General features: G+C 64.0%; 23 protein-coding genes. 14 read left to right on the top strand and 9 right to left on the bottom strand.

Annotation, left to right across the window (positions count from 1 at the left end; all coding sequences use genetic code 11):
• Window positions 1-7: 7 nt before the first annotated feature.
• From ASG86_RS11985 to ASG86_RS11935, 11 genes are all read left to right on the top strand, one after another.
• Window positions 8-880, top strand: coding sequence for a type II secretion system F family protein (locus ASG86_RS11985; RefSeq protein WP_056334339.1), 873 nt, complete (start codon window positions 8-10; stop codon window positions 878-880).
• Between the two features lie 8 nt (window positions 881-888).
• A complete protein-coding gene (locus ASG86_RS11980) occupies window positions 889-1,101 on the top strand; it encodes a Flp family type IVb pilin (RefSeq protein WP_056334336.1) in 213 nt (70 codons plus the stop codon).
• A 262-nt stretch (window positions 1,102-1,363) separates the two neighbouring features.
• A complete protein-coding gene (locus ASG86_RS11975) occupies window positions 1,364-1,570 on the top strand; it encodes a Flp family type IVb pilin (RefSeq protein ID WP_056334334.1) in 207 nt (68 codons plus the stop codon).
• Window positions 1,571-1,655: 85 nt separating this feature from the next.
• Window positions 1,656-2,030, top strand: a complete 375-nt coding sequence (locus ASG86_RS11970; RefSeq protein ID WP_056335448.1) for a TadE/TadG family type IV pilus assembly protein — start codon at window positions 1,656-1,658, stop codon at window positions 2,028-2,030.
• The gene (locus tag ASG86_RS11965; RefSeq protein WP_056334329.1) at window positions 2,018-3,073 is read left to right on the top strand and encodes a TadE/TadG family type IV pilus assembly protein; all 1,056 of its coding nucleotides are present in this window, start codon (window positions 2,018-2,020) and stop codon (window positions 3,071-3,073) included. The genes ASG86_RS11970 and ASG86_RS11965 overlap by 13 nt, the downstream gene beginning before the upstream one ends.
• A 38-nt stretch (window positions 3,074-3,111) precedes the next feature.
• Window positions 3,112-3,858, top strand: coding sequence for a Flp pilus assembly protein CpaB (cpaB, locus tag ASG86_RS11960; RefSeq protein ID WP_235565167.1), 747 nt, complete (start codon window positions 3,112-3,114; stop codon window positions 3,856-3,858).
• Window positions 3,855-5,048 carry an AAA family ATPase gene (locus ASG86_RS11955; protein ID WP_056334323.1) on the top strand — a complete coding sequence of 398 codons (1,194 nt, stop codon included), beginning with the start codon at window positions 3,855-3,857 and terminating at the stop codon, window positions 5,046-5,048. The genes cpaB and ASG86_RS11955 overlap by 4 nt, the downstream gene beginning before the upstream one ends.
• Window positions 5,048-6,547: a CpaF family protein gene (locus ASG86_RS11950; RefSeq protein ID WP_056334321.1), complete on the top strand. Its 1,500-nt coding sequence runs from the start codon at window positions 5,048-5,050 to the stop codon at window positions 6,545-6,547. Before ASG86_RS11955 ends, ASG86_RS11950 begins: the two co-directional genes overlap by 1 nt.
• A complete protein-coding gene (locus ASG86_RS11945) occupies window positions 6,544-7,476 on the top strand; it encodes a type II secretion system F family protein (RefSeq protein WP_056334317.1) in 933 nt (310 codons plus the stop codon). Before ASG86_RS11950 ends, ASG86_RS11945 begins: the two co-directional genes overlap by 4 nt.
• A 7-nt stretch (window positions 7,477-7,483) precedes the next feature.
• Complete coding sequence (locus tag ASG86_RS11940) at window positions 7,484-8,368, top strand: type II secretion system F family protein (RefSeq protein WP_056334313.1); 885 nt, start codon at window positions 7,484-7,486, stop codon at window positions 8,366-8,368.
• A 93-nt stretch (window positions 8,369-8,461) separates the two neighbouring features.
• Entirely contained in the window at window positions 8,462-8,944 is a 483-nt protein-coding gene (locus ASG86_RS11935) for a hypothetical protein (protein WP_056334310.1), read from the top strand.
• A 3-nt stretch (window positions 8,945-8,947) separates the two neighbouring features.
• Here ASG86_RS11935 and ASG86_RS11930 read toward each other — a convergent pair whose 3' ends face one another.
• Window positions 8,948-9,727 (bottom strand): response regulator transcription factor, encoded by a 780-nt coding sequence (locus ASG86_RS11930; protein WP_056334307.1) that lies wholly within the window; start codon window positions 9,725-9,727, stop codon window positions 8,948-8,950.
• A gap of 252 nt (window positions 9,728-9,979) precedes the next feature.
• On the opposite strand from ASG86_RS11930, the gene ASG86_RS11925 reads away from it, so the two are divergent.
• The gene (locus ASG86_RS11925) at window positions 9,980-11,647 is read left to right on the top strand and encodes a sensor histidine kinase (RefSeq protein ID WP_056334304.1); all 1,668 of its coding nucleotides are present in this window, start codon (window positions 9,980-9,982) and stop codon (window positions 11,645-11,647) included.
• Between the two features lie 122 nt (window positions 11,648-11,769).
• On the opposite strand, the gene ASG86_RS11920 is transcribed toward ASG86_RS11925, so the two are convergent.
• The 8 genes from ASG86_RS11920 to ASG86_RS11885 all read right to left on the bottom strand — a co-directional run bounded on the left by ASG86_RS11920 (window position 11,770) and on the right by ASG86_RS11885 (window position 17,002).
• Entirely contained in the window at window positions 11,770-12,663 is an 894-nt protein-coding gene (locus ASG86_RS11920; RefSeq protein WP_056334301.1) for a tRNA pseudouridine synthase A, read from the bottom strand.
• Window positions 12,664-12,695: 32 nt separating this feature from the next.
• On the bottom strand, window positions 12,696-13,280 hold the full coding sequence (rplQ, locus tag ASG86_RS11915; RefSeq protein ID WP_056334298.1) for a 50S ribosomal protein L17: 585 nt from the start codon (window positions 13,278-13,280) through the stop codon (window positions 12,696-12,698).
• Window positions 13,281-13,348: 68 nt separating this feature from the next.
• Window positions 13,349-14,359 (bottom strand): DNA-directed RNA polymerase subunit alpha, encoded by a 1,011-nt coding sequence (locus tag ASG86_RS11910; protein WP_013601812.1) that lies wholly within the window; start codon window positions 14,357-14,359, stop codon window positions 13,349-13,351.
• A gap of 130 nt (window positions 14,360-14,489) precedes the next feature.
• The gene (gene rpsK, locus ASG86_RS11905) at window positions 14,490-14,891 is read right to left on the bottom strand and encodes a 30S ribosomal protein S11 (RefSeq protein ID WP_018760435.1); all 402 of its coding nucleotides are present in this window, start codon (window positions 14,889-14,891) and stop codon (window positions 14,490-14,492) included.
• Window positions 14,892-14,945: 54 nt separating this feature from the next.
• Window positions 14,946-15,320: a 30S ribosomal protein S13 gene (rpsM, locus tag ASG86_RS11900; RefSeq protein ID WP_003803743.1), complete on the bottom strand. Its 375-nt coding sequence runs from the start codon at window positions 15,318-15,320 to the stop codon at window positions 14,946-14,948.
• A 176-nt stretch (window positions 15,321-15,496) separates the two neighbouring features.
• Window positions 15,497-15,610, bottom strand: coding sequence for a 50S ribosomal protein L36 (rpmJ, locus tag ASG86_RS11895; RefSeq protein ID WP_009358722.1), 114 nt, complete (start codon window positions 15,608-15,610; stop codon window positions 15,497-15,499).
• A gap of 69 nt (window positions 15,611-15,679) precedes the next feature.
• Window positions 15,680-15,901: a translation initiation factor IF-1 gene (gene infA / locus ASG86_RS11890; protein ID WP_009358723.1), complete on the bottom strand. Its 222-nt coding sequence runs from the start codon at window positions 15,899-15,901 to the stop codon at window positions 15,680-15,682.
• Between the two features lie 171 nt (window positions 15,902-16,072).
• The gene (locus ASG86_RS11885) at window positions 16,073-17,002 is read right to left on the bottom strand and encodes a P1 family peptidase (protein WP_056334297.1); all 930 of its coding nucleotides are present in this window, start codon (window positions 17,000-17,002) and stop codon (window positions 16,073-16,075) included.
• Between the two features lie 215 nt (window positions 17,003-17,217).
• Here ASG86_RS11885 and ASG86_RS11880 point away from each other — a divergent pair, with 215 nt between their 5' ends.
• Together ASG86_RS11880 and ASG86_RS11875 are read left to right on the top strand one after the other, a co-directional pair.
• Complete coding sequence (locus ASG86_RS11880) at window positions 17,218-18,177, top strand: carbohydrate ABC transporter permease (protein ID WP_200831424.1); 960 nt, start codon at window positions 17,218-17,220, stop codon at window positions 18,175-18,177.
• Window positions 18,174-19,091: a carbohydrate ABC transporter permease gene (locus ASG86_RS11875; RefSeq protein WP_056334289.1), complete on the top strand. Its 918-nt coding sequence runs from the start codon at window positions 18,174-18,176 to the stop codon at window positions 19,089-19,091. Before ASG86_RS11880 ends, ASG86_RS11875 begins: the two co-directional genes overlap by 4 nt.
• Window positions 19,092-19,146 lie beyond the last annotated feature (55 nt).

Genomic DNA, 19,146 nt, shown 5'->3' with positions numbered 1-19,146 from the left:
GCCCGACATGTCACCCATAGCACTCGGGGCGATTCTGGCCATCGTCTTGCCCGTCTCGTACCTGGTTTGGTCGGTAGCCGCTACGGACAGGGTTGCCATCCGAAACATACAAGCGAACCTTGGCCAGCGCGCCAGGAACGCTGCCCCGCAAAGCCTGTCGCTGGAATTCAGCGCCTTCACCCGCAAGGTCACGCCCGTCCGGTACGTTGCCTGGTTGGACAAACAACTCGCTGCACTAGGACGCCCCAAGGAATGGCCCCTTGAGCGCCTCTTGGCGATAAAACCGCTGCTGGCTCTTGGAGCCGGGCTCCTGGGTTTGTTCTACTTCTTTGCCTCACCGGAGCCGTCACGCTTCGCGATCCTCATTGCCGCTATTGCTTTTGGCTACTTTGCTCCGGACCTATTGATACGGAGTAACGCGGAGAAGCGCAGGGACAAGATCCGGCAGGAGCTGCCTAACACCCTTGACCAGATGCTGATCTCCGTTCAGGCGGGCCTTGGATTCGAGGCTGCGATGGCCCGTACGGCCCAAAACGGCACGGGCCCGTTGGCGGACGAAATGACTCGGACGTTACAGGACATGCAAGTGGGGCGTTCCCGCAAGGAGGCGTACTTGGCGATGTCCGACCGTGTTGACGTTCCCGACCTGCGTTCGTTCATCCGTGCCATCGTCCAAGCGGATGCTTACGGAATTGCGATCGCAAAGGTGCTGAGAGTGCAGGCCCACGAAATGCGGCTGAAGCGCCGCCAGCGGGCGGAAGAACACGCCATGAAGATACCGGTGAAGATTCTCTTCCCCCTGATCTTCTTCATCTTCCCGACCCTCTTCATCATCTTGCTGGGGCCGGCAGTCATGAACATCGTCGCCGCGTTCTCCTAGGAGGAGTCATGAAGCAACTAGTACAGGCGATGTCGCTGACTCGGAAGATCACGCAGCGACTAAGGGATGAGGAAGACGGCGCAACTGCCACGGAATATGGAATCACGGTCGGTTTCATTGCCATTGTGATTGTGGCTGGAGTGGGCCTATTCGGCCTGTCGCTCAACGGTTTCTTCGACCATCTCACCACCGGCGTTAAGACCGCCCTCGGTATCCCATAGGCGGCTATCACCCGGCGCAGCCCACTGTTCGCCCTAAAAACCGGACCCCCTCGGCACCCAGAACCGAGGGGGTCCTTTTGTGCGCCCGGAGAGTGAAGCCAAGCTTTGACCCAGCAAAACCGCAGCAAAAACGCAGGAAGGATGTATTCCGGAAAGGCTTCGCGCAGGATGCTGCAAGATCCGGTCAATTCAACAAATCCAGTTGCTAACTTCGATTCAGAGCTGGTGCAGGACCAGCCATCCGTCTCGCTCAGGAGTCAATATGCTTTCTCTTTACACCAACCTCATGATCCGCCTTCGCCGCGAAGAGAAGGGCGCAACCGCCGTCGAATACGGCATCATGGTTGGTCTTATCGCCGTCGTCATCATTGTTGCAGTCAGCACTTTGGGCGGCACCCTGGACGGCTTCTTTGACACCGTCAACAACACGCTCAAGCCGGCCGCTGGCACCACCACCACCGGCGGCTAATCCCCTCCTCCATCCGGTTCCCGCCCCCAAATCGGCCCCCAGCAAGGACACCGCAGAAAAAGCAAACCAAGAGGAGGTGCGGCAGGTGAAACGCGACTCGGAACGCGGCGCAGCCGCCGTCGAATTCGCGATCCTGCTGCCCCTCCTCTTAATGCTTGTCCTGGGCACCATTGAATTTGGCCGGGCCTACAATGCCCAGATCACTTTAACGAACGCGGCCCGCGACGGCGTCCGGGTCATGGCCATAGGCAACGACCCAACAGGCGCAAAAACAGCGGCAAAGAACGCGGCCGCTTCCGTGAGCACCACGATCCCCACATCAGACATCATCCTCAGCACCAACGCATGCAGCACCGGCGCCCAGGTTACGTTGACCATCAAGTACAACCTGTCCACCATCACCGGCATCGCGGGACCGTTCCCCATGACAGGCAAAGGAGTCATGCTGTGCGGCGGCTGAGCTGGAACTCGCGGACCTCACCCAAGCAACCGGGCGAGCGCGGCGCCATCAGCGTCATCGTGGCCATCCTCCTGGTGACCCTTCTCGGCTTCGTCGCAATCGCCGTCGACGTTGGGGTCATCTACTCGGAACGTGCCCAGCTGCAGAACGGCGCTGACGCGTCAGCAATCGCCTTGGCCCAAAAATGCGCCAAAGACGCAGCAGACGCCAACTGCACCAACACCTCAACTCTGGCTGGCAGCCTTGCCAACCAGAACGCCTTGGACGGAATGAGCAAGGTCTACAGCATCGAGCTGGACATGACGACCCGGAAGGTCAGCGTCACCACATCCGCCAAAGAAACCGGAGGCAAGGAAAACTCCGTCTCCCTCTTCTTCGCAGACGTCCTGGGCATCCCTACTAAAGAAGTAGGAGCCCGTTCCTCGGCCATCTGGGGAAGCCCCAAGGCCGGCCGCACCGCCTTCCCATTGGCCTTCTCCATCTGCCAGGTCAAAGACAACATCGACGGCCCCCTTCAGCTCCTCCAGGAACACGGCAAGAACCAAAACGCCGACTGCAATTACGGTCCTTCCGGGGCTGCCGTCCAGGGTGGTTTCGGCTGGCTGGTCCAAGATGCCGGGCAATGCGGCGGCACCATCGATCTCGCGGTAAGCGAGGGAGGTAGCGATCCCGGCAATAATGCCCCGGGCAACTGCTCTACCGAGCTCAACCGTTGGGCCAGCGAAATCACCGCCGGCCGAAAGATCGTTGTCCTCCTGCCGGTCTTCAACAAGGTCACCGGAACCGGCTCAGGCGCCATTTACAGCTTGGTGTCCTTCGCGGCTTTCGAGGTCACCGGCTGGAAGTTCAGTGGCGGCACCGGCCTTCCCTACGAATTCCGCAGTGAAAAGTCGACGACGACTGGCGTCACCACCGCGACCGAATGCAAAGGTGAGTGCCGTGGTGTCATCGGCAAATTCATCAAGTACGTCTCCCTCGCCGACGGCTACACCCTCGGCCCCGTGGACCCCTACGGCGCCACCATAGCCCGTCCAGTCCTTTAGTCACCAGATCCAAAAGTACCCACACCCAGGAGTTAGAAGTGAAGTCTCGCATGCTGGCCGGAACGGCCGCCGTCGCCCTGGCGCTTGTGGGAGCCCTCCTCATCATCTTCTACGCGCAGGGAGCCGACCAGCGGGCGGTGGCCAACATGGAGCCAAAAGACGTGCTCGTAGTGACAAAGGCCGTTCCCGCCGGCACCGCCGTAAATGACGCAGCTGCATCGCTTACCGTCAAGAAAGTCCCCGCATCGGCGGTTTCCACCAGCGCCCTCAGCAGCCTGGACAACAAGGCAGGCACTGTGACCGCAGTAGATCTCGTTCCCGGGGAGCAACTCCTGGCCGAACGCCTCGTGGCACCACAGGACGCGAAGGATGACAGCAGGGTCAAGGTCCCGACCGGGTTCCAGGAGGTTTCCTTCCAGTTGGATCCGCAACGCGTGGTGGGCGGTCGCCTCGCCGCAGGCGATCACATAGGCATTGCCATGAGCTTCAAGAGCGGCGCCGACAAATCGAAGCCTGACGCTGAAACGACCCAAATAACACTCCGTAAGGTCCTTGTCACTGCTATCCAGCGAGCACCGCAGGCAGCGGCAAAAAGTACAGATGCAACCACTCAAGACGCAGCTATCCCCGAAGGTGCACTCATCATCACTGTCGCCGTCACTGACCTCGACGCCAACAAGATCATCTTCACCTCGATCAACGGTGAACTCTGGCTCACCAAGGAACCCCTGGACGCCCAAGACAACGGCCCCCGCATCGAACGCAAGGACAACGTGTACAAGTGAGCCGCTTCGTCCTCCTCTCCCCCAACGGCGACTTCGACCAGAAGCTGCGCGCCGCCGTCGCCCACGGCCTCCGCGGATCCGTCCAGACCATCGCGAGTGACATCCTCCCCGCCGGCCCGGCCGAACTGTTCGCCCTCCTCAACCAGGAACAGCCGGAAGTCCTCATCATCGGCCCCGACGTTCCGTACGAAGAGGCCTTGCGGTTCGCCAAAGTCTTCGACGTCCAGCTCCCCGGCCTCAGCCTGGTCCTGGTCAGCGACGTGCAGCCCGAATTCCTGCTGCAGGCCATGCGCGCCGGCATCCGGGACATCCTCAGCCCGCAGGCGGACGCCGCGGAAATCCGGGTGCTCCTCGAACGCGCCTGCCAGTCCTTCGCCACCCGCCACCGCAGCCCCGAAACGCAACAAACAGAGAACGGCAAGGGCCTGGTCATCGGCGTCTTCTCCCCCAAGGGCGGCGTAGGCAAAACCACGCTCGCCACCAACATTGCCATCGGCCTGGGCCAGATCGCCCCCATGAGCGTGGTCATCGTGGACTTGGACCTGCAGTTCGGCGACGTCGCGTCCGGCCTCTACCTCAACCCCGAACACACTGTCACCGACGCCGTCACGCCGGCCGCCGCCCAGGATTCGCTGGTCCTGAAGGCCTTCCTCACCGTGCACCCGGCCGGCATCTACGCCCTCTGCGCCCCGCCCAACCCGGTGGACGCGGACCACATCACCCCGGACCAGACCACCCGCCTGCTGGAACAGCTCGCCCAGGAATTCCAGTACGTGGTGCTGGACACCGCCCCCGGCATGCCCGAAATCGGCCTCGCCGCCATGGAGCAGTGCACGGACGTGGTCTGGGTCAGCGCCATGGACATTCCCAGTCTCCGCGGCCTCCGCTCCGGCCTGGAAGTCCTCCGCCAGCTGGACATCATGCCCGAATCCCGGCACGTGGTCCTGAACATGGCCGACGCCAAGGCCGGCCTCAACGTCCAGGACGTCGAATCCACCATCGGCGCACCCGTGGACGTCAGCGTCCCCCGCTCCCGCGCCGTGGCGCTGTCCACCAACCGCGGCATCCCCGTCCTCCAGGAATCCAGGAAAGATCCCGCCGTCAAAAGCCTCCGCCAGCTCGTGGAGCGCTTCGACCCGGCCTGGCGCGCCCAGGCACAGCGGAAGCTTCACCGAAGGGTGGTCATCTGATGAAACTCTCCGAACGCATCAACGCGGTCCAGGGCCGTGCCCAGGCGTCCGCGTCCGGCTCGGGCACGGGCACCGCTCTGCTTGAGCCCCCGCGCCCGGCGCCTTCGCCCTCCCCTGCGGAAGGTGCGGAGGGGCACCTTCCGGCACCGGCCGCCGTCGTGCATTCAACGTACGACGACGGCGCGCAGCAGGTGCCCACGGCACCTAAGGTGGACGTCTTCGCAGCCATGAAGGACAGGGCGGCCACCGCCCTCTTCGAACGCATGGGCACCCGCTTCAACGACGCATCCGTCACCGAGCAGGAACTGCGCAGCACCGCCAAGAAGGAACTCACCCGCATCATCGACGCCGAACAGGTGCCGCTGACGCCGGAGGAACGCACCCGCCTGGTCCAGGACGTGGCCGACGACGTGCTGGGCTACGGCCCCCTCCAGCGCCTGCTGGACGATCCCGCCGTCACCGAAATCATGGTCAACCGCATGGACCAGATCTACGTGGAACGCAAAGGCAAGCTGACCCTCTCCGAATCCCGCTTCAGCTCGGAGGAGCACCTGCGCAAGGTCATCGAACGGATCGTGTCCAAGGTGGGCCGCCGCATTGACGAGTCCTCTCCACTGGTGGACGCCCGACTGGAGGACGGCTCCCGCGTCAACGCCGTCATCCCTCCCCTGGCCGTGGGCGGCTCCTCCCTCACCATCCGAAAGTTCAGCAAGACCCCGCTGACGGTCCGCAACCTCATCGACTTCGGGACGCTGACCCCGGAGATGGCCGAACTGCTGAACGCCTGCGTCAAGGCCAAACTGAACATCATCGTCTCCGGCGGCACGGGCACGGGCAAGACCACCCTCCTCAACGTCCTGTCCTCCTTCCTTCCGCACGACGAACGCATTGTCACCATCGAGGACGCCGTGGAACTGCAGATCCAGCAGGACCACGTAGTCCGGCTGGAGAGCCGCCCGCCGAACACTGAAGGCAAGGGCGAAGTCACCATCCGTGAACTCCTCCGCAACTCCCTCCGTATGCGCCCGGACCGGATCGTGGTGGGTGAGGTCCGCGGCGGCGAATCGCTGGACATGCTGCAGGCCATGAACACCGGCCACGACGGCTCCCTTTCCACGGTGCACTCCAACTCGCCCCGCGACGCCGTGGCGCGCCTGGAAACCCTGGTGCTCATGGCCGGCATGGACCTTCCGCTGCGCGCCATCCGCGAGCAGATCGCCTCCGCGGTAAACCTGATCGTCCAGATCTCCAGGCTCCGCGACGGGTCCCGCCGCATCACCCACGTCACCGAAGTGCAGGGCATGGAGGGCGACATCGTCACCCTCCAGGATGCCTTCGTCTTCGACTACTCCGCCGGCGTTGACGCCCAGGGCCGGTTCCTGGGCAGGCCCGTGGCCACCGGCATCCGGCCCCGGTTCATCGACCGGTTCGAGGACCTGGGCATTCATGTGTCCCCGGCAGTGTTCGCCGGTCCGCTCTCACCGGGCGCAAAGTCGTGATCATCGCCGTCGGAAGCATCATCCTGCTGGCAGCCATCTGCCTGCTCGGCGTGGCCGTGCTTCTGCCCAGCGCCCCCGCAGTGCCGCTGGACCGCCGTCGTCCGTTTGAACCCGAGCCGCCGTCCTCCCTGTCCCGCCTGGCCCTGTCCGGCGTCAGGTCCTTCGAACGGCTCCTCGGCGGCCGGAACGTCAAGCTGTTCTCCCGCGCGGAGCTGGAAAACGCCGGCCTGCGCCTCAGCCAGGCCGAGTTCTTCCTGCTGGTGGGCATCGGAGCGTGCGTCGGGATGCTGGTGGGGATCGTGACGGTCGGCCCGCTGGTGGGAGTGCTGCTGGCACTGCTGGCACCCTTCCTGGGCAAACTTGTGCTCGGATTCCTGGCCGGCAAGCGGCGCGCCGCCTTCGACAGCCAGCTCGGCGACACACTGCAGCTGCTCTCCGGCGGCCTGCGGGCGGGCCACAGCATCCTGCGCGCCATCGACGCCGCCGCCACGGAGTCCCAGAAGCCGACGTCGGAGGAGATGCGGCGGGTGATTACCGAAACCAGCCTGGGCCGCGACCTGCTGGCCGCGCTCAATGACACCGCCGACCGGATGAAGAACGAGGACTTCGTGTGGATCTCGCAGGCCATCCAGATCAACCGCGAGGTGGGCGGCAACCTGGCGGAAGTCCTGGACCAGGTGAATGAGACCATCCGCGAGCGCGCGGAAATCAAGGGCCACATCAAGGCCCTGGCCGCGGAAGGCAAGTTCTCCGCCTACATCCTCATCGCTATGCCCTTCGGCATCGTGGCCATGCTGCTTGCCGTGAGCCCCAGCTACATGAACTCGATGTTCACCCATCCCCTGGGCTGGGTGATGATCGGTGCCTCCTTTGTCCTGATGACCATCGGTGCGCTCTGGATGCGCAAGATCATCGACCTGAAGTTCTGAGGACCCCATGAACCTGATCGTCCTCCTCGCTGTACTCCTGGTCTGCATTCCCGTGGCCGGCCTGGCTTGGTCCATGTTGACGGTGGACAAGCAGGGGCGCATCGCCGCCGCCGAGCTGTTGGGCCGCGGCGCCCCGGCGGCCCTCGTTGCCCCTGCCGGAAAACCGGGCATCCTCGAAAGCGTGGGCCGCCGCCTGACACCGCCTGCCTACGTTGCCTTCCTGGACCGCATGCTTGCCCTTGCCGGCCGTCCTGCGTCCATGCCGATGGGCAAAGTGCTGGGATCAAAACTGGGTCTGGGCATGGCTGGTCTGGCAGCGGGACTCTGGCTCGTCAGCATCGGCGCGAGCCCCCTCATGAAACTCGCCGGCCTGTTCCTCATTGTCCTGGGCTACTTCATCCCGGACCTCCTCCTGTACAGCAAGGGCCAGGAGCGGCAGAAGACGATGCAGCTGGAACTGGCCAACACCCTGGACCAGATGCTCATCTCGGTGGAAGCCGGACTCGGCTTTGAAGGCGCCATGGCCCGGGCCGGCGAGAACGGCAAGGGACCCCTGGCCGAGGAACTGGTCCGCACCCTGCAGGACATGCAGGTGGGACGCAGCCGCCGCGAGTCCTACATCGCCCTCGCCGAGCGGACCAACATCCCGGAACTGCGCAGCTTCGTGCAGGCCGTGGTGCAGGCCGATACCTACGGAATCGCCATCAGCCGGGTCCTCCGGGTCCAGGCGAAGGTCATGCGCGTCAAACGGCGGCAGCGGGCCGAGGAAAAGGCCATGAAGCTGCCCGTCATGATCCTTTTCCCGCTGTTGTTCTTTATCTTCCCGGTCCTCTTTATCGCCATCCTGGGGCCGGCCGTGATCAACACTATTGCGACCTTCAGCGGCCAGTAAAGATACTCAGTGCGGCGGCAAGGTTGCCTCAAGGTTTACACAGAATGATAAGAAAACGGACGCCGAAGGATATCCAGGAAGTAGCCTTGAACAATGAACAGTCCCGACCCCGGTTCCAGCGGAAAGAGCCCCGCTGCGGACTACCCGCTGTCCGGGGTCGGTTTGCCCGCCGCTCCCGTTCCGGCCGCCGGCGCGGCCCCGCTGCTGGAAGAGGCCGCTCTCTTGCCGTTGGTTGATGCCGCCGTCCTGGCGGAACTCGAAGATGAGCTGGCCGGATCCGGACTGGCGCAGCGGTTCGCCCGTGATTACGCCGCCATGTGGGACCTGCGGCTGGCCCGGCTGGGAACAGCAGTGGAGAGCCGGGACGAGGACCTCGCCCTTGACGCCGTCATCAGCCTCAAGATCAGCTCCGCCATGGTCGGCGGGCTCCGGCTGGCCAGGCTCGCGGAACTTCTTGAAGGCCTGATCCGGCAGGGTGACTTTGTCCAGGGCCAGGCGTTGATGGCCGGTGTGGCCATGGACGGGGCCCGTACTGTGTCCGAGCTGCAGGCAACCTACATCCTGGAAAACGGCTAGCAGTTACGCATCGTCCGGCCGGCGCGGCGCCAGCCGGTACCCGACCCCGCGGACCGTCTGCAGCCACCGCGGGGACAACTGGTCCTCTTTGAGCTTGCGCCGCAGGTTACCTACGTGGACCTCCACGGCACGCTCGTCCGCCTCACTGATGTACGTGTCCCGCTCGTAAAAGTCGCCCCGCACCGCCCGCACCAAATCGGCCCTGGTGCAGACGGCACCGCCGCCCTTGAGCAGGACATGGAGCAGATCGAATTCGCTGCGGGTCAGGCCCAGCGGCTCCCCCTTGATCTCCACGGTGCGCGTCCGATAGTTCAACAGAAGACCGTTGTGCTGCAGGACCCCTGGCTCGGGCTGTGCGGCGGCAGGAGCCGCGGCTTGCCCCCAGTGTGACGTGTTCCGCCCGCTGACCTCATGGCGCGGCCTGCGCATCATGGCCGCCACCCGGGCCCGGAGTTCCCTGGGCCTGAAGGGTTTGGCGATGTAGTCATCCGCCCCTGCATTCAGGGCGGACAGCAGGTCCGGTTCGTCGGTCCGGCCTGTCAGCATCACCACGTAGGCGTTGCTGAAGTTGCGGATCCGCCGCAGGACCTCGAACCCGTCAATGTCCGGCAGGCCGATATCCAGCGTCACAACGTTGGCCTGCTTACTGCGGACCACCTCAACCCCGGCCCGCCCATCAACAGCCGTATGCACTTCGAAGCCCGCCTGGGTCAAAACACCCTCAAGGAGGTTGCGTACGTCGTCGTCATCCTCGATGACCACAGCTACACCAAGATCGTCCATTGCTATCCCTGCGCCAGGCGGAAATGGCCCCCCATTGGCCCAGCGCCAATGCCAATCCCGCTCCAACCATTTATACGCTACTAGTAAGCCGGGCTGATGACACCCGAGTCGGCGCTGAAAATTGAAAAGTCAATTATTATGACAAGACATGTGCAATATCCAAAGGAAAGGGTGGATACCAAGGTAACCGGGGGGAATTGCTGCACCTTGGCGCACCCGCTTTCCGGACGTAAAGGGGTACGAGTCAAAAACATGGCTGAGCCGTTGTTCCACCGGGGCCCCGGCCGCATCTTCCGGCGCCTGGGCACCCGCGCCCAGGTGGCGTTGTGCCAACTCCCCCTGACGCTCATTGTTGCGGCGATTGCCGTGGCAACTCCCTTCGCCTGGCCCGCGCTGATGAACAGCCCCTTGTACATGGCCGGCATTGTCCTTCACGCAGTCCTGTTCCTGGGCTGCTTCCTGGTGCCCTGGGAACGGCTGGCACACCGCCCGTACCTCCTGATCCCCGTGCTGGACTTCGCGGCCATCGGGTTCCTGCGCAACGGCGCCGCACCGCTCCTGCCGGGACTGGCGGTGCTGGTGGTCTTCCCGGTCATCTGGCTCTCCGCCTCCGGCATGCTGGCGCGCAGCAGCCTGGTGCTCAGTTTCGTGGGACCTTTCCTGATCATGGTCCCCTCCGTGGTGGCCCACTTCCCCGACGTCACGGCGTCCGACATCACCAGCGTGGTTCTTTTCCCCGTCATGATGCTGGCGGTGTCCCTGGCCATCCGGTTCGCGAGCGTGAGTCTCCGGCAGCAGCAGGCCGAGCTGGCGGACAAGGACCGTGAACTCCGGGACCTGCTGGCCGCAAGCCGGGAACGGGAGAAGCTGCTGGAGACGGTACTGGACGCCACCGACGTCGGTATTGCCGCCGTCGACCGCTCCGGCCACTTCCTGGTCTCCAACAGCCGCCAGCGCAACTTCCGCCGTGTCACGAGGGCGGATGACGCCGTTCCCGGCCAGGGGGACCAGCTCATCTTCGGGCAGGACCGCCGTACCCTGCTCCCCCATGACCGGCGCCCCATTAACAGGGCCATGGCCGGCGAGTCCTTCGCGGACTATCTGGTATGGGCCGGCGAAGGCCCGGAGCAGCGCGCCGTGTCCACCGCCGCCCGCCCGCTGGTCAATGAACAAGGCCAGCTGACCGGGGCTGTGGTGGTCTACAGCGACGTCACCGGCTGGGTGGAGTCCCTGGCCGCGAACCAGGAACTGGTCTCCAATGTCTCGCACGAATTCAAGAACCCGCTGAACTCAATCCTGGGCAACGTGGAGCTGGTGCTGGACGACGCCGGCAATCTTCCCAAGCCCGTGGCACAGCGCCTGCTCGTGGTGCAGCGCAACGCGGAAAGGCTGCTGGACCTGGTGGCCGACCTGACCGCCTCTGCCTCCACCACCCTGAACGTCCACCCCAAGCGGACGGACCTGGCCAGCCTGGTGGAGACCAGCGTGGGTTCGGCCCAGGCCCTGGCGCAACGGTCCCATGTGGAGATCGCCGCCGAGGTCCCCTCACCCCTGTGGGCCTACGCTGATCCGCTCCGCATTGGGCAGGTGCTGGACAACCTGGTCTCCAACGCCATCAAGTACTCCCCCGACGGCGGCAGGGTCAGCATCAGTGCAGACGCGGACCGGCAGTGGGTCCGGCTGAGCGTCACGGACACCGGGATGGGCATGACCGGCGAGGACGCGGCGAGGGCCTTCAACCGTTTCTTCCGCGCGGAGTCCGCCCAAAAGGCTGCCATCCCCGGCGCCGGCCTGGGCCTTTCGATTACCAGGATGATCGTGGAGCGGCACGGCGGCACCATCGCCTGCCAGAGCGGCGAGGGCCAGGGCAGCACCTTCACGGTCACGCTGCCGGCCGAGGGCCCGCCGCCCGCCTTCTAATCATCGATTGCTCCGTACCTGCCGTTTTGAGCCTTGAAAACGGCAGGTACGGAGCAATCGATGAATGGGCCACGCCCGGAGGGTTCCCTGGCCGAGCTGTGAGGTTAGGGGATGGGTGGGGGTCAGTGCTCGCGGAGGGCGCGGGTTTGTTCGGCGCGGGCCAGGAGTTCACTGTCCGAGGGGTAAGCCACTTCCTCCAGCACCAACGGATGCGGGGCGGCCAGTACCGACTTGGCGTCGCGCTTTTGCAGCAGCAGCCGCTCATACAGCCAGCCCGGCTCCTCAACGCCTTCACCCACGTACAGCGCGGAACCAATGAGCGCCCGCACCATGTTGTGGCAGAACGCATCAGCCTGGACCGTGGCCACAATGACGCCGTCCTCGCCGCGCCGGAACTCGAAGCGCTGCAGTTCCCGGATGGTGGTTGCACCTTCCCGCGGCTTGCAGAAGGACAGGAAATTCTGCAGGCCCAGCAGCTTGGATGCCCCCTCGTTCAGGAGCGCCACGTCCAGCGGGTTCTTGTGCCACAACGTGAAGTACCGCTCCAGCGGGTCCCACAGGGCCGGCCCGTCCGCAATGCGGTAGCTGTAGCGGCGCCAGAGGGCGGAGAAGCGGGCGTCAAAGCCCACGGGCGCCGGCGAGATCCGGTGCACCTCCACCGCGCCGGTCAGGTCGCCCAGGACGCGGCTGAGCGCACCGCGGAGCCTGCGCATCATGGCGACGGCGGGATCCAGTTCGTGCCCGCGCGGCAGTCCCTGCCACTCGTCTTCGGTGAGGTCCAGGTGGACCACCTGGCCGCGGGCGTGCACCCCGGCATCGGTTCGCCCGGCGACAGTCACGCGGATGGGCCGCCGGACCAGGAGGTGCAGGGCTTCCTCCAGGACGCCCTGGACGGTGCGCAGTCCCGGCTGCAGCGCCCACCCGCTGAACGGGCCGCCGTCGTAGGAAAGATCAATCCGGATACGCAAAAACCCGCCGCCCCCTGGAACGGGGGCCGCGGGTTTTTGGTGGTTCACAGACCTAAGTCTATGCGAAGAGAATCAGCGAATTACTTCGCGTCCTTCTCCTCGGCAGCCGGAGCTTCGGCAGCTTCCTCAGCGGCCGGAGCCTCTTCGGTTGCAGCTTCTTCAGCGGCGGGAGCCTCTTCGGCCGGAGCCTCAGCAGCTTCAGTCTCGGGAGCTTCTTCAGCAACGGGAGCAGCAGCGGCTTCCTTCTTGTCCGCATCGCGCTTGGCAGCAGAGGTAGCCTCGGCTACGACGGCCTGCTTGGCGGAAACGGGCTCGAGGACCAGCTCGATGACAGCCATGGGAGCGTTGTCGCCCTTGCGGTTGCCGATCTTGGTGATGCGGGTGTAGCCGCCATCGCGGTTCTCCACAGCCTGGGCGATGTCGGTGAACAGCTCGTGGACGATGCCCTTGTTGCTGATCAGGCCGAGAACGCGGCGGCGGGAAGCGAGGTCGCCACGCTTGGCGAAGGTGACCAGGCGCTCTGCGTACGGCTTCAGGCGCTTGGCCTTGGTAACCGTGGTGGTGATCCGCTTGTGCTCGAACAGGGATGCTGCCAGGTTCGCGAGCATGAGGCGCTCGTGAGCCGGGCCGCCGCCGAGGCGCGGACCCTTAGTGGGGGTAGGCATAATTGTTTCTCCTCATGTGGAAGCCGTGGGCGGCACACCATGGTGCTGCCCGCCGGCCAAGGTCTGGTTTAGAGTTCGTCGTCGCCGAAGGCGGCGTCGTCCTCTTCGATTGCTGCGGCGCGTGCTGCGAGGTCAAAACCGGGAGGCGAGTCCTTGAGGGACAGGCCCAGTTCAACCAGCTTTGCCTTGACCTCGTCAATGGACTTTGCACCGAAGTTGCGGATGTCCATCAGGTCAGCCTCGGAGCGGGCAACGAGTTCACCCACGGTGTGGATGCCCTCACGCTTGAGGCAGTTGTAGGAACGGACGGTGAGGTCCAGATCCTCGATCGGCAGTGCCATGTCGGCTGCCAGGGCAGCGTCGGTGGGCGACGGGCCGATCTCAATACCTTCAGCTGCGGTGTTCAGCTCACGGGCCAGACCGAACAGTTCCACCAGGGTGGTGCCTGCGGAAGCAACAGCATCGCGCGGGGCGATGGCCTGCTTGGTCTCGACGTCGACAATCAGCTTGTCGAAGTCGGTGCGCTGCTCAACACGGGTTGCTTCCACGCGGAAAGTAACCTTCAGCACCGGCGAGTAGATGGAGTCGACCGGGATACGGCCGATCTCTGCATCGCCGGACTTGTTCTGAGCTGCCGAAACGTAGCCGCGGCCGCGCTCGATAGTCAGTTCGAGTTCGAACTTCCCCTTCGAGTTCAGCGTGGCGATGTGCAGATCCGGGTTGTGGAATTCGACGCCGGCCGGCGGAGCGATGTCCGCGGCGGTGACGACTCCGGGGCCCTGCTTGCGCAGGTAAGCCACGACAGGCTCGTCGTGCTCGGAGGAAACCGACAGGCTCTTGATGTTAAGGATGATCTCGGTGACATCTTCCTTGACACCCGGAACCGTGGTGAACTCGTGCAGCACACCATCGATCCGGATGCTGGTTACGGCAGCACCGGGGATGGAGGAGAGCAGGGTACGGCGGAGGGAGTTTCCGAGGGTGTAGCCGAAGCCCGGTTCCAGCGGTTCGATGATGAAACGCGAACGGTTTTCGGAGACTACCTCTTCGGAGAGGGTGGGGCGCTGTGCAATGAGCACTTAGGTTTCCTTTCGGCGAGCATCCGCTATATGACGCAACACAGGTGGTGGAAATTCGGTCTGAAGACTTAACGCGCTGGGCTTGCCCGGACCATCACTGGTCCGGGCAAGCTCCTGCTGCGGAAAAGAATTAGACGCGGCGGCGCTTCGGCGGGCGGCAGCCGTTGTGCGCTGCGGGGGTGACGTCCTGGATGGAGCCAACCTCGAGGCCTGCGGCCTGCAGCGAACGGATTGCGGTTTCGCGTCCGGAACCCGGTCCCTTGACGAAAACGTCTACCTTGCGCATGCCGTGCTCCTGCGCACGCTTGGCAGCGGCTTCGGCAGCCATCTGCGCAGCGAACGGGGTGGACTTGCGCGAGCCCTTGAAGCCAACCTCACCGGAGGAAGCCCAGGAAATAACAGCGCCGGACGGATCCGTGATGGAAACGATGGTGTTGTTAAAGGTGCTCTTGATGTGCGCCTGGCCAAGCGCGATATTCTTCTTGTCCTTCTTACGCGGCTTGCGAACCGCGCCACGAGTCTTCGGGGGCATTTTTTCTCCTACAGAAAGTTATTGGGGAAAGTCCGTAAATCCCGGGCGGGGATTTTAACGGGCCTTCTTCTTGCCGGCGACGGTACGCTTCGGGCCCTTGCGGGTACGTGCGTTGGTCTTCGTACGCTGACCGCGTACGGGCAGGCCCTTGCGGTGGCGCAGGCCTTCGTAGCTGCCGATTTCAACCTTGCGGCGGATATCTGCTGCTACTTCGCGGCGAAGGTCACCCTCAACCTTGTAGTTGCCTTCAATGTAGTCACGCAGCTCAACCAACTGGGCGTCAGTCAGGTCCTTGACGCGAACGTCAGCGCTGATGCCCGTGGCAGCCAGGGTTTCGTGTGCACGGGTCTTGCCCACGCCGTAGATGTAAGTAAGCGCAATTTCCAGCCGCTTTTCGCGGGGAATGTCTACGCCAGCGAGACGAGCCATAGTGGCAGTACTCCTTGATAAACCGGAGGTCGTAGGCAGTACACCCGCACGTTCCGTGCGGCCCCAGCCTCCGACCGGGGGTTAGCTGCCCGGGCTCCATACGTCCCAGGTCAGCTTGTGCTGCCTTTATTTACTTGCGTGGGTTAGCAACCCAGGATTTCCTTCAGGGAAGGAAATTAGCCCTGGCGCTGCTTGTGGCGCGGGTTCTCGCAGATCACCATGACCCGGCCATTACGGCGGATCACTTTGCACTTTTCGCAGATCTGCTTGACGCTCGGCTTGACCTTCATGGCGTTCCTTTGCGTAGCAGTTTGGTCAACTGGAGCAGCGGTCAGCGTGCGCTGAAGCCGCCCAGCAATTTACTTGTAGCGGTAGACGATACGACCACGGGTGAGGTCGTACGGGCTCAGCTCCACCACTACGCGGTCCTCGGGGAGGATCCGGATGTAGTGCTGACGCATCTTTCCAGAGATGTGTGCCAGAACGATGTGCTTGTTGGTGAGCTCAACGCGAAACATCGCGTTAGGCAGCGCCTCGGTCACAACGCCTTCGATCTCAATGACCCCGTCCTTCTTGGCCATACCCTCCGCTAACTGTTGTTGCCGCAGCCCCGCCGGATTGCACCGGGCATGGCCACGAACGTTTTTGTTGGATCGATTGCCGGCTCCAGGCCCAAAAGGGCGTGGCAGTCCAGACAACCAACAAACAACACTACCCTCTTGGCCGGTAAAAGTTAAATCGGCCATAGTAGCCTACGCGGTGCGGTACGCACCATATTCACCCGCTGGCGTGCTGATGCCCTCAGCACTGGCCACCCCGTCCAGGATGGCTGAACGGACGACGTCGGCTGCCGCACTCTGCAGCGTAATCAGGCTGAGCTGCCGGGCAGCTTCGTCCGAGCGATCAAGTGCCACAGCACCGGTTGCCAGGCAAAAAACAGTGTCGCCATCGGCAAGGGTGTGGGAGGGGTTCAGCGCGCGGGCGATCCCGGCGTGGGAAGCCGAGGCAGTCCGCTTGCACTCGGCAACATCAAGAACAGCATTGGTGGCGACGACGACAAGGGTGGTGTTGAGCGGCGGTCCAGCTGCTGACTCCCTGAGCAGAGAGTGCTCTACTGTCGGCAGCCCCAGGGCGTTGACGATGGCCAGGGCTCCGACGACCACCCCGTTCTCGAGCCTAATCGAAGCCGTGCCGACGCCGCCTTTATAGGTCCTGCCAAGGAGTGCCCCAGTGCCGGCGCCGACGTTGCCGCGCCCGACGTCGTGCCCTTCCTTTTGTGCCGCCGCGGCGGCCGTTGCCGCGTAGCCCATCTCCGGCGTCGGACGTGCTGTGAAGTCCCCTCCCCTGCCCAGGTCGAAGATGGCCGCGGCGGGAACGATGGGCACGACGCCGCCGGGAACGGCGAAACCCCTGCCGTTTTCCTCGCACCAGCGCTGGGCGCCGGAAGCAGACGCCAGCCCGTAGGCGCTGCCGCCGGTGAGCACCACGGCGTCCACGGTGCTGACCAGGGTGGTGGGGTCAAGGGCGTCCGTTTCGTGGGTGGCAGGCCCGCCGCCCTGGACATCCACCGAACCCACCGTGCCCGGGGGCGGCAGGACCACGGTGACCCCGGTCAGCCAGCCTCCGCTGTCCCTTTGGACGTGGCCTACCCGGATGCCCGGAACGTCGGTGATGCTTCCCATCCCCCTATTCTCCCCTCCGCGGGCGTGCCCCTGCCGCATTGGGAAACTTTGTGCGAGACTGCATTCAACACAGCGTTAACGGGCGACGAAGCCTTGGATAACAGTCCCCTGACAAGGGCATATGCGGGTTTCAGCCCTCTGACGGTCTGGTGTAGTAGTGCCTAGATCAAGCCAGGGCCGGCCACAAGCAGGCTCCCAACCCGGGAGAGACACGCATGACCCGTCAACTCGCCCCGCACCCAGCCGCCAAACCCAAGAGGCCTCCGGGCCGCTCGGCGAAAGTCCCAAAGCGGCGGTGGACCGCGCGGACCCGCCGGGATTTCTTCGTTTTCCTCGCCATGGCGTTGCCCAATCTGGTGCTGATCGCCGTTTTCACCTACCGTCCGCTGTTCAGCAATATGTATTACTCCACGCTGGACTGGACCCTGGGCTCCCCCACCGCAACGGTGGTTGGCTTCGCCAACTACGTCACCTTCTTCAGCAGCAATGACGCGCCGAAAGTCCTGGGAACCACCGCCGTGTTCACGCTGGTTACGGTGGGTGGTTCCATGGTGCTGGGCCTGCTGGTGGCGCTGGCCCTGAACGCGAAGATCCGTGGCACCACGTTCGCCCGGTCGGCCGTCTTTGCCCCGTATGTCCTCTCCGGCGTCGGTGTGGGCCTGGTGTGGCTGTTCATCTTCGACCCCGGCTACGGCGTCCTGGCCTGGCTGCTGCGCGGCATCGGGCAGCAGAGCCCGCAGTGGATCAACGACCCCCAGCTCTCGCTGGTCATGGTGATCCTGGTGTACGTCTGGAAGAACCTGGGCTACTGCGCCGTGGTGTATCTCGCCGGACTCCAGTCCCTTCCGCAGGATGTCATGGAGGCGGCCTCCCTTGACGGCGCCAACGGCTTCCGCCGTTTCACCAGCATCTCGCTGCCGCTGCTGTCCCCCACCACGTTCTTCCTCCTGATCACCACCATGCTCAGTTCACTGCAGGCCTTCGACCTCATCCGGATCATGACACCCCTGGGCACCGGCACCAGCACCCTGATCTACGAGGCCTACCTGCAGGCCTTCGGCGCCTACAACAGGGCAGGCTACTCGGCAGCCATTTCCGTGGTCCTGTTCGCCATCCTCCTGGTGATCACCGTGCTTCAGTTGCGGTTCGTGGAACGAAAGGTGCATTACTCGTGACCTCCCTGTCCCCGGTCAGTCCCGACCCCACAGCTCCCGCCGTCGCACCGGAACCCGGTCTTCACCGCGACCGCCCCTTCTCGCGCCGCAACCTGATCCGGACGGTGGTGGGCGGCTACCTGCCGCTGCTCGTGGCCACCCTGGTGGTGTTCCTGCCCCTGCTGTGGATGGTCCTGAGTTCCTTCAAGCAGTCCGGCGAGATCGTCACCACGGACCTGAAGATCCTTCCCGAAAGCCTGAACCTGGAGAACTACCGGACCGCCATGACCACGGTGCCGTTTGGGCAGTTCTTCCTGAACAGCACCATCGTCACGCTGGCCGGGGCCACCATCAAGGTGCTGCTGGCCATCCTGACGGCCTACGCTTTGGTGTTTGTCCGTTTCCCGTTCCGGAACTTCATTTTCCTGCTGATCCTCGTGGCCCTCATGGTGCCGCCGCAGGTGTCCATCCTGCCCAACTTCATCCTGATCGCGGGCATCGGTGGAAAGAACACGCTGTGGGGCATCATCCTTCCCGGCCTTGGCACCGCGTTCGGCACGTTCCTGCTGCGCCAGCACTTCCGCACCCTCCCGGCTTCCATCCTGGAATCGGCGGAAATGGACGGGGCCGGCCACTGGCGCCGTTTGTGGCAGATCGTGGTTCCCGTTTCGGTCCCGTCCATCGCCACGGTGGCGCTGGTGACCATCGTGACCGAATGGAACGACTACATCTGGCCGCTCATCATCACCGACCGCCCGGAAACCATGACCCTGCCCGTCGGGCTCACCCTGCTGCAGAACAACGAAAGCAACGCTGCCGGCTGGGGTGTCCTGATGGCGGGGGCAGTCCTGGTCATCGTCCCCATCCTGATCATCTTCGCGGCCCTGCAGCGCTACATCGTTGCGGGCCTCACCCAGGGCAGCGTGACCGGCTAAGCTGCCGGCCGCCGTCGTACTTTCCAACCCTTACAAAGGCACCAACCGAAAGGAA

It is taken from the genome of Arthrobacter sp. Soil764, from assembly GCF_001428075.1.
Classification (GTDB): Bacteria; Actinomycetota; Actinomycetes; order Actinomycetales; family Micrococcaceae; genus Arthrobacter.
This window is presented reverse-complemented; position numbering and strand designations above follow the sequence as displayed.

Coding starts and splice junctions, on each gene's coding strand:
- ASG86_RS11985 (WP_056334339.1), top strand. CDS start 8: ATGTCACCCATAGCACTCGGGGCGATTCTGGCCATCGTCTTGCCCGTC.
- ASG86_RS11980 (WP_056334336.1), top strand. CDS start 889: ATGAAGCAACTAGTACAGGCGATGTCGCTGACTCGGAAGATCACGCAG.
- ASG86_RS11975 (WP_056334334.1), top strand. CDS start 1,364: ATGCTTTCTCTTTACACCAACCTCATGATCCGCCTTCGCCGCGAAGAG.
- ASG86_RS11950 (WP_056334321.1), top strand. CDS start 5,048: ATGAAACTCTCCGAACGCATCAACGCGGTCCAGGGCCGTGCCCAGGCG.
- ASG86_RS11940 (WP_056334313.1), top strand. CDS start 7,484: ATGAACCTGATCGTCCTCCTCGCTGTACTCCTGGTCTGCATTCCCGTG.
- ASG86_RS11935 (WP_056334310.1), top strand. CDS start 8,462: ATGAACAGTCCCGACCCCGGTTCCAGCGGAAAGAGCCCCGCTGCGGAC.
- ASG86_RS11930 (WP_056334307.1), bottom strand. CDS start 9,727: ATGGACGATCTTGGTGTAGCTGTGGTCATCGAGGATGACGACGACGTA.
- ASG86_RS11925 (WP_056334304.1), top strand. CDS start 9,980: ATGGCTGAGCCGTTGTTCCACCGGGGCCCCGGCCGCATCTTCCGGCGC.
- rplQ (WP_056334298.1), bottom strand. CDS start 13,280: ATGCCTACCCCCACTAAGGGTCCGCGCCTCGGCGGCGGCCCGGCTCAC.
- rpsK (WP_018760435.1), bottom strand. CDS start 14,891: ATGCCCCCGAAGACTCGTGGCGCGGTTCGCAAGCCGCGTAAGAAGGAC.
- rpsM (WP_003803743.1), bottom strand. CDS start 15,320: ATGGCTCGTCTCGCTGGCGTAGACATTCCCCGCGAAAAGCGGCTGGAA.
- rpmJ (WP_009358722.1), bottom strand. CDS start 15,610: ATGAAGGTCAAGCCGAGCGTCAAGCAGATCTGCGAAAAGTGCAAAGTG.
- infA (WP_009358723.1), bottom strand. CDS start 15,901: ATGGCCAAGAAGGACGGGGTCATTGAGATCGAAGGCGTTGTGACCGAG.
- ASG86_RS11885 (WP_056334297.1), bottom strand. CDS start 17,002: ATGGGAAGCATCACCGACGTTCCGGGCATCCGGGTAGGCCACGTCCAA.
- ASG86_RS11880 (WP_200831424.1), top strand. CDS start 17,218: ATGACCCGTCAACTCGCCCCGCACCCAGCCGCCAAACCCAAGAGGCCT.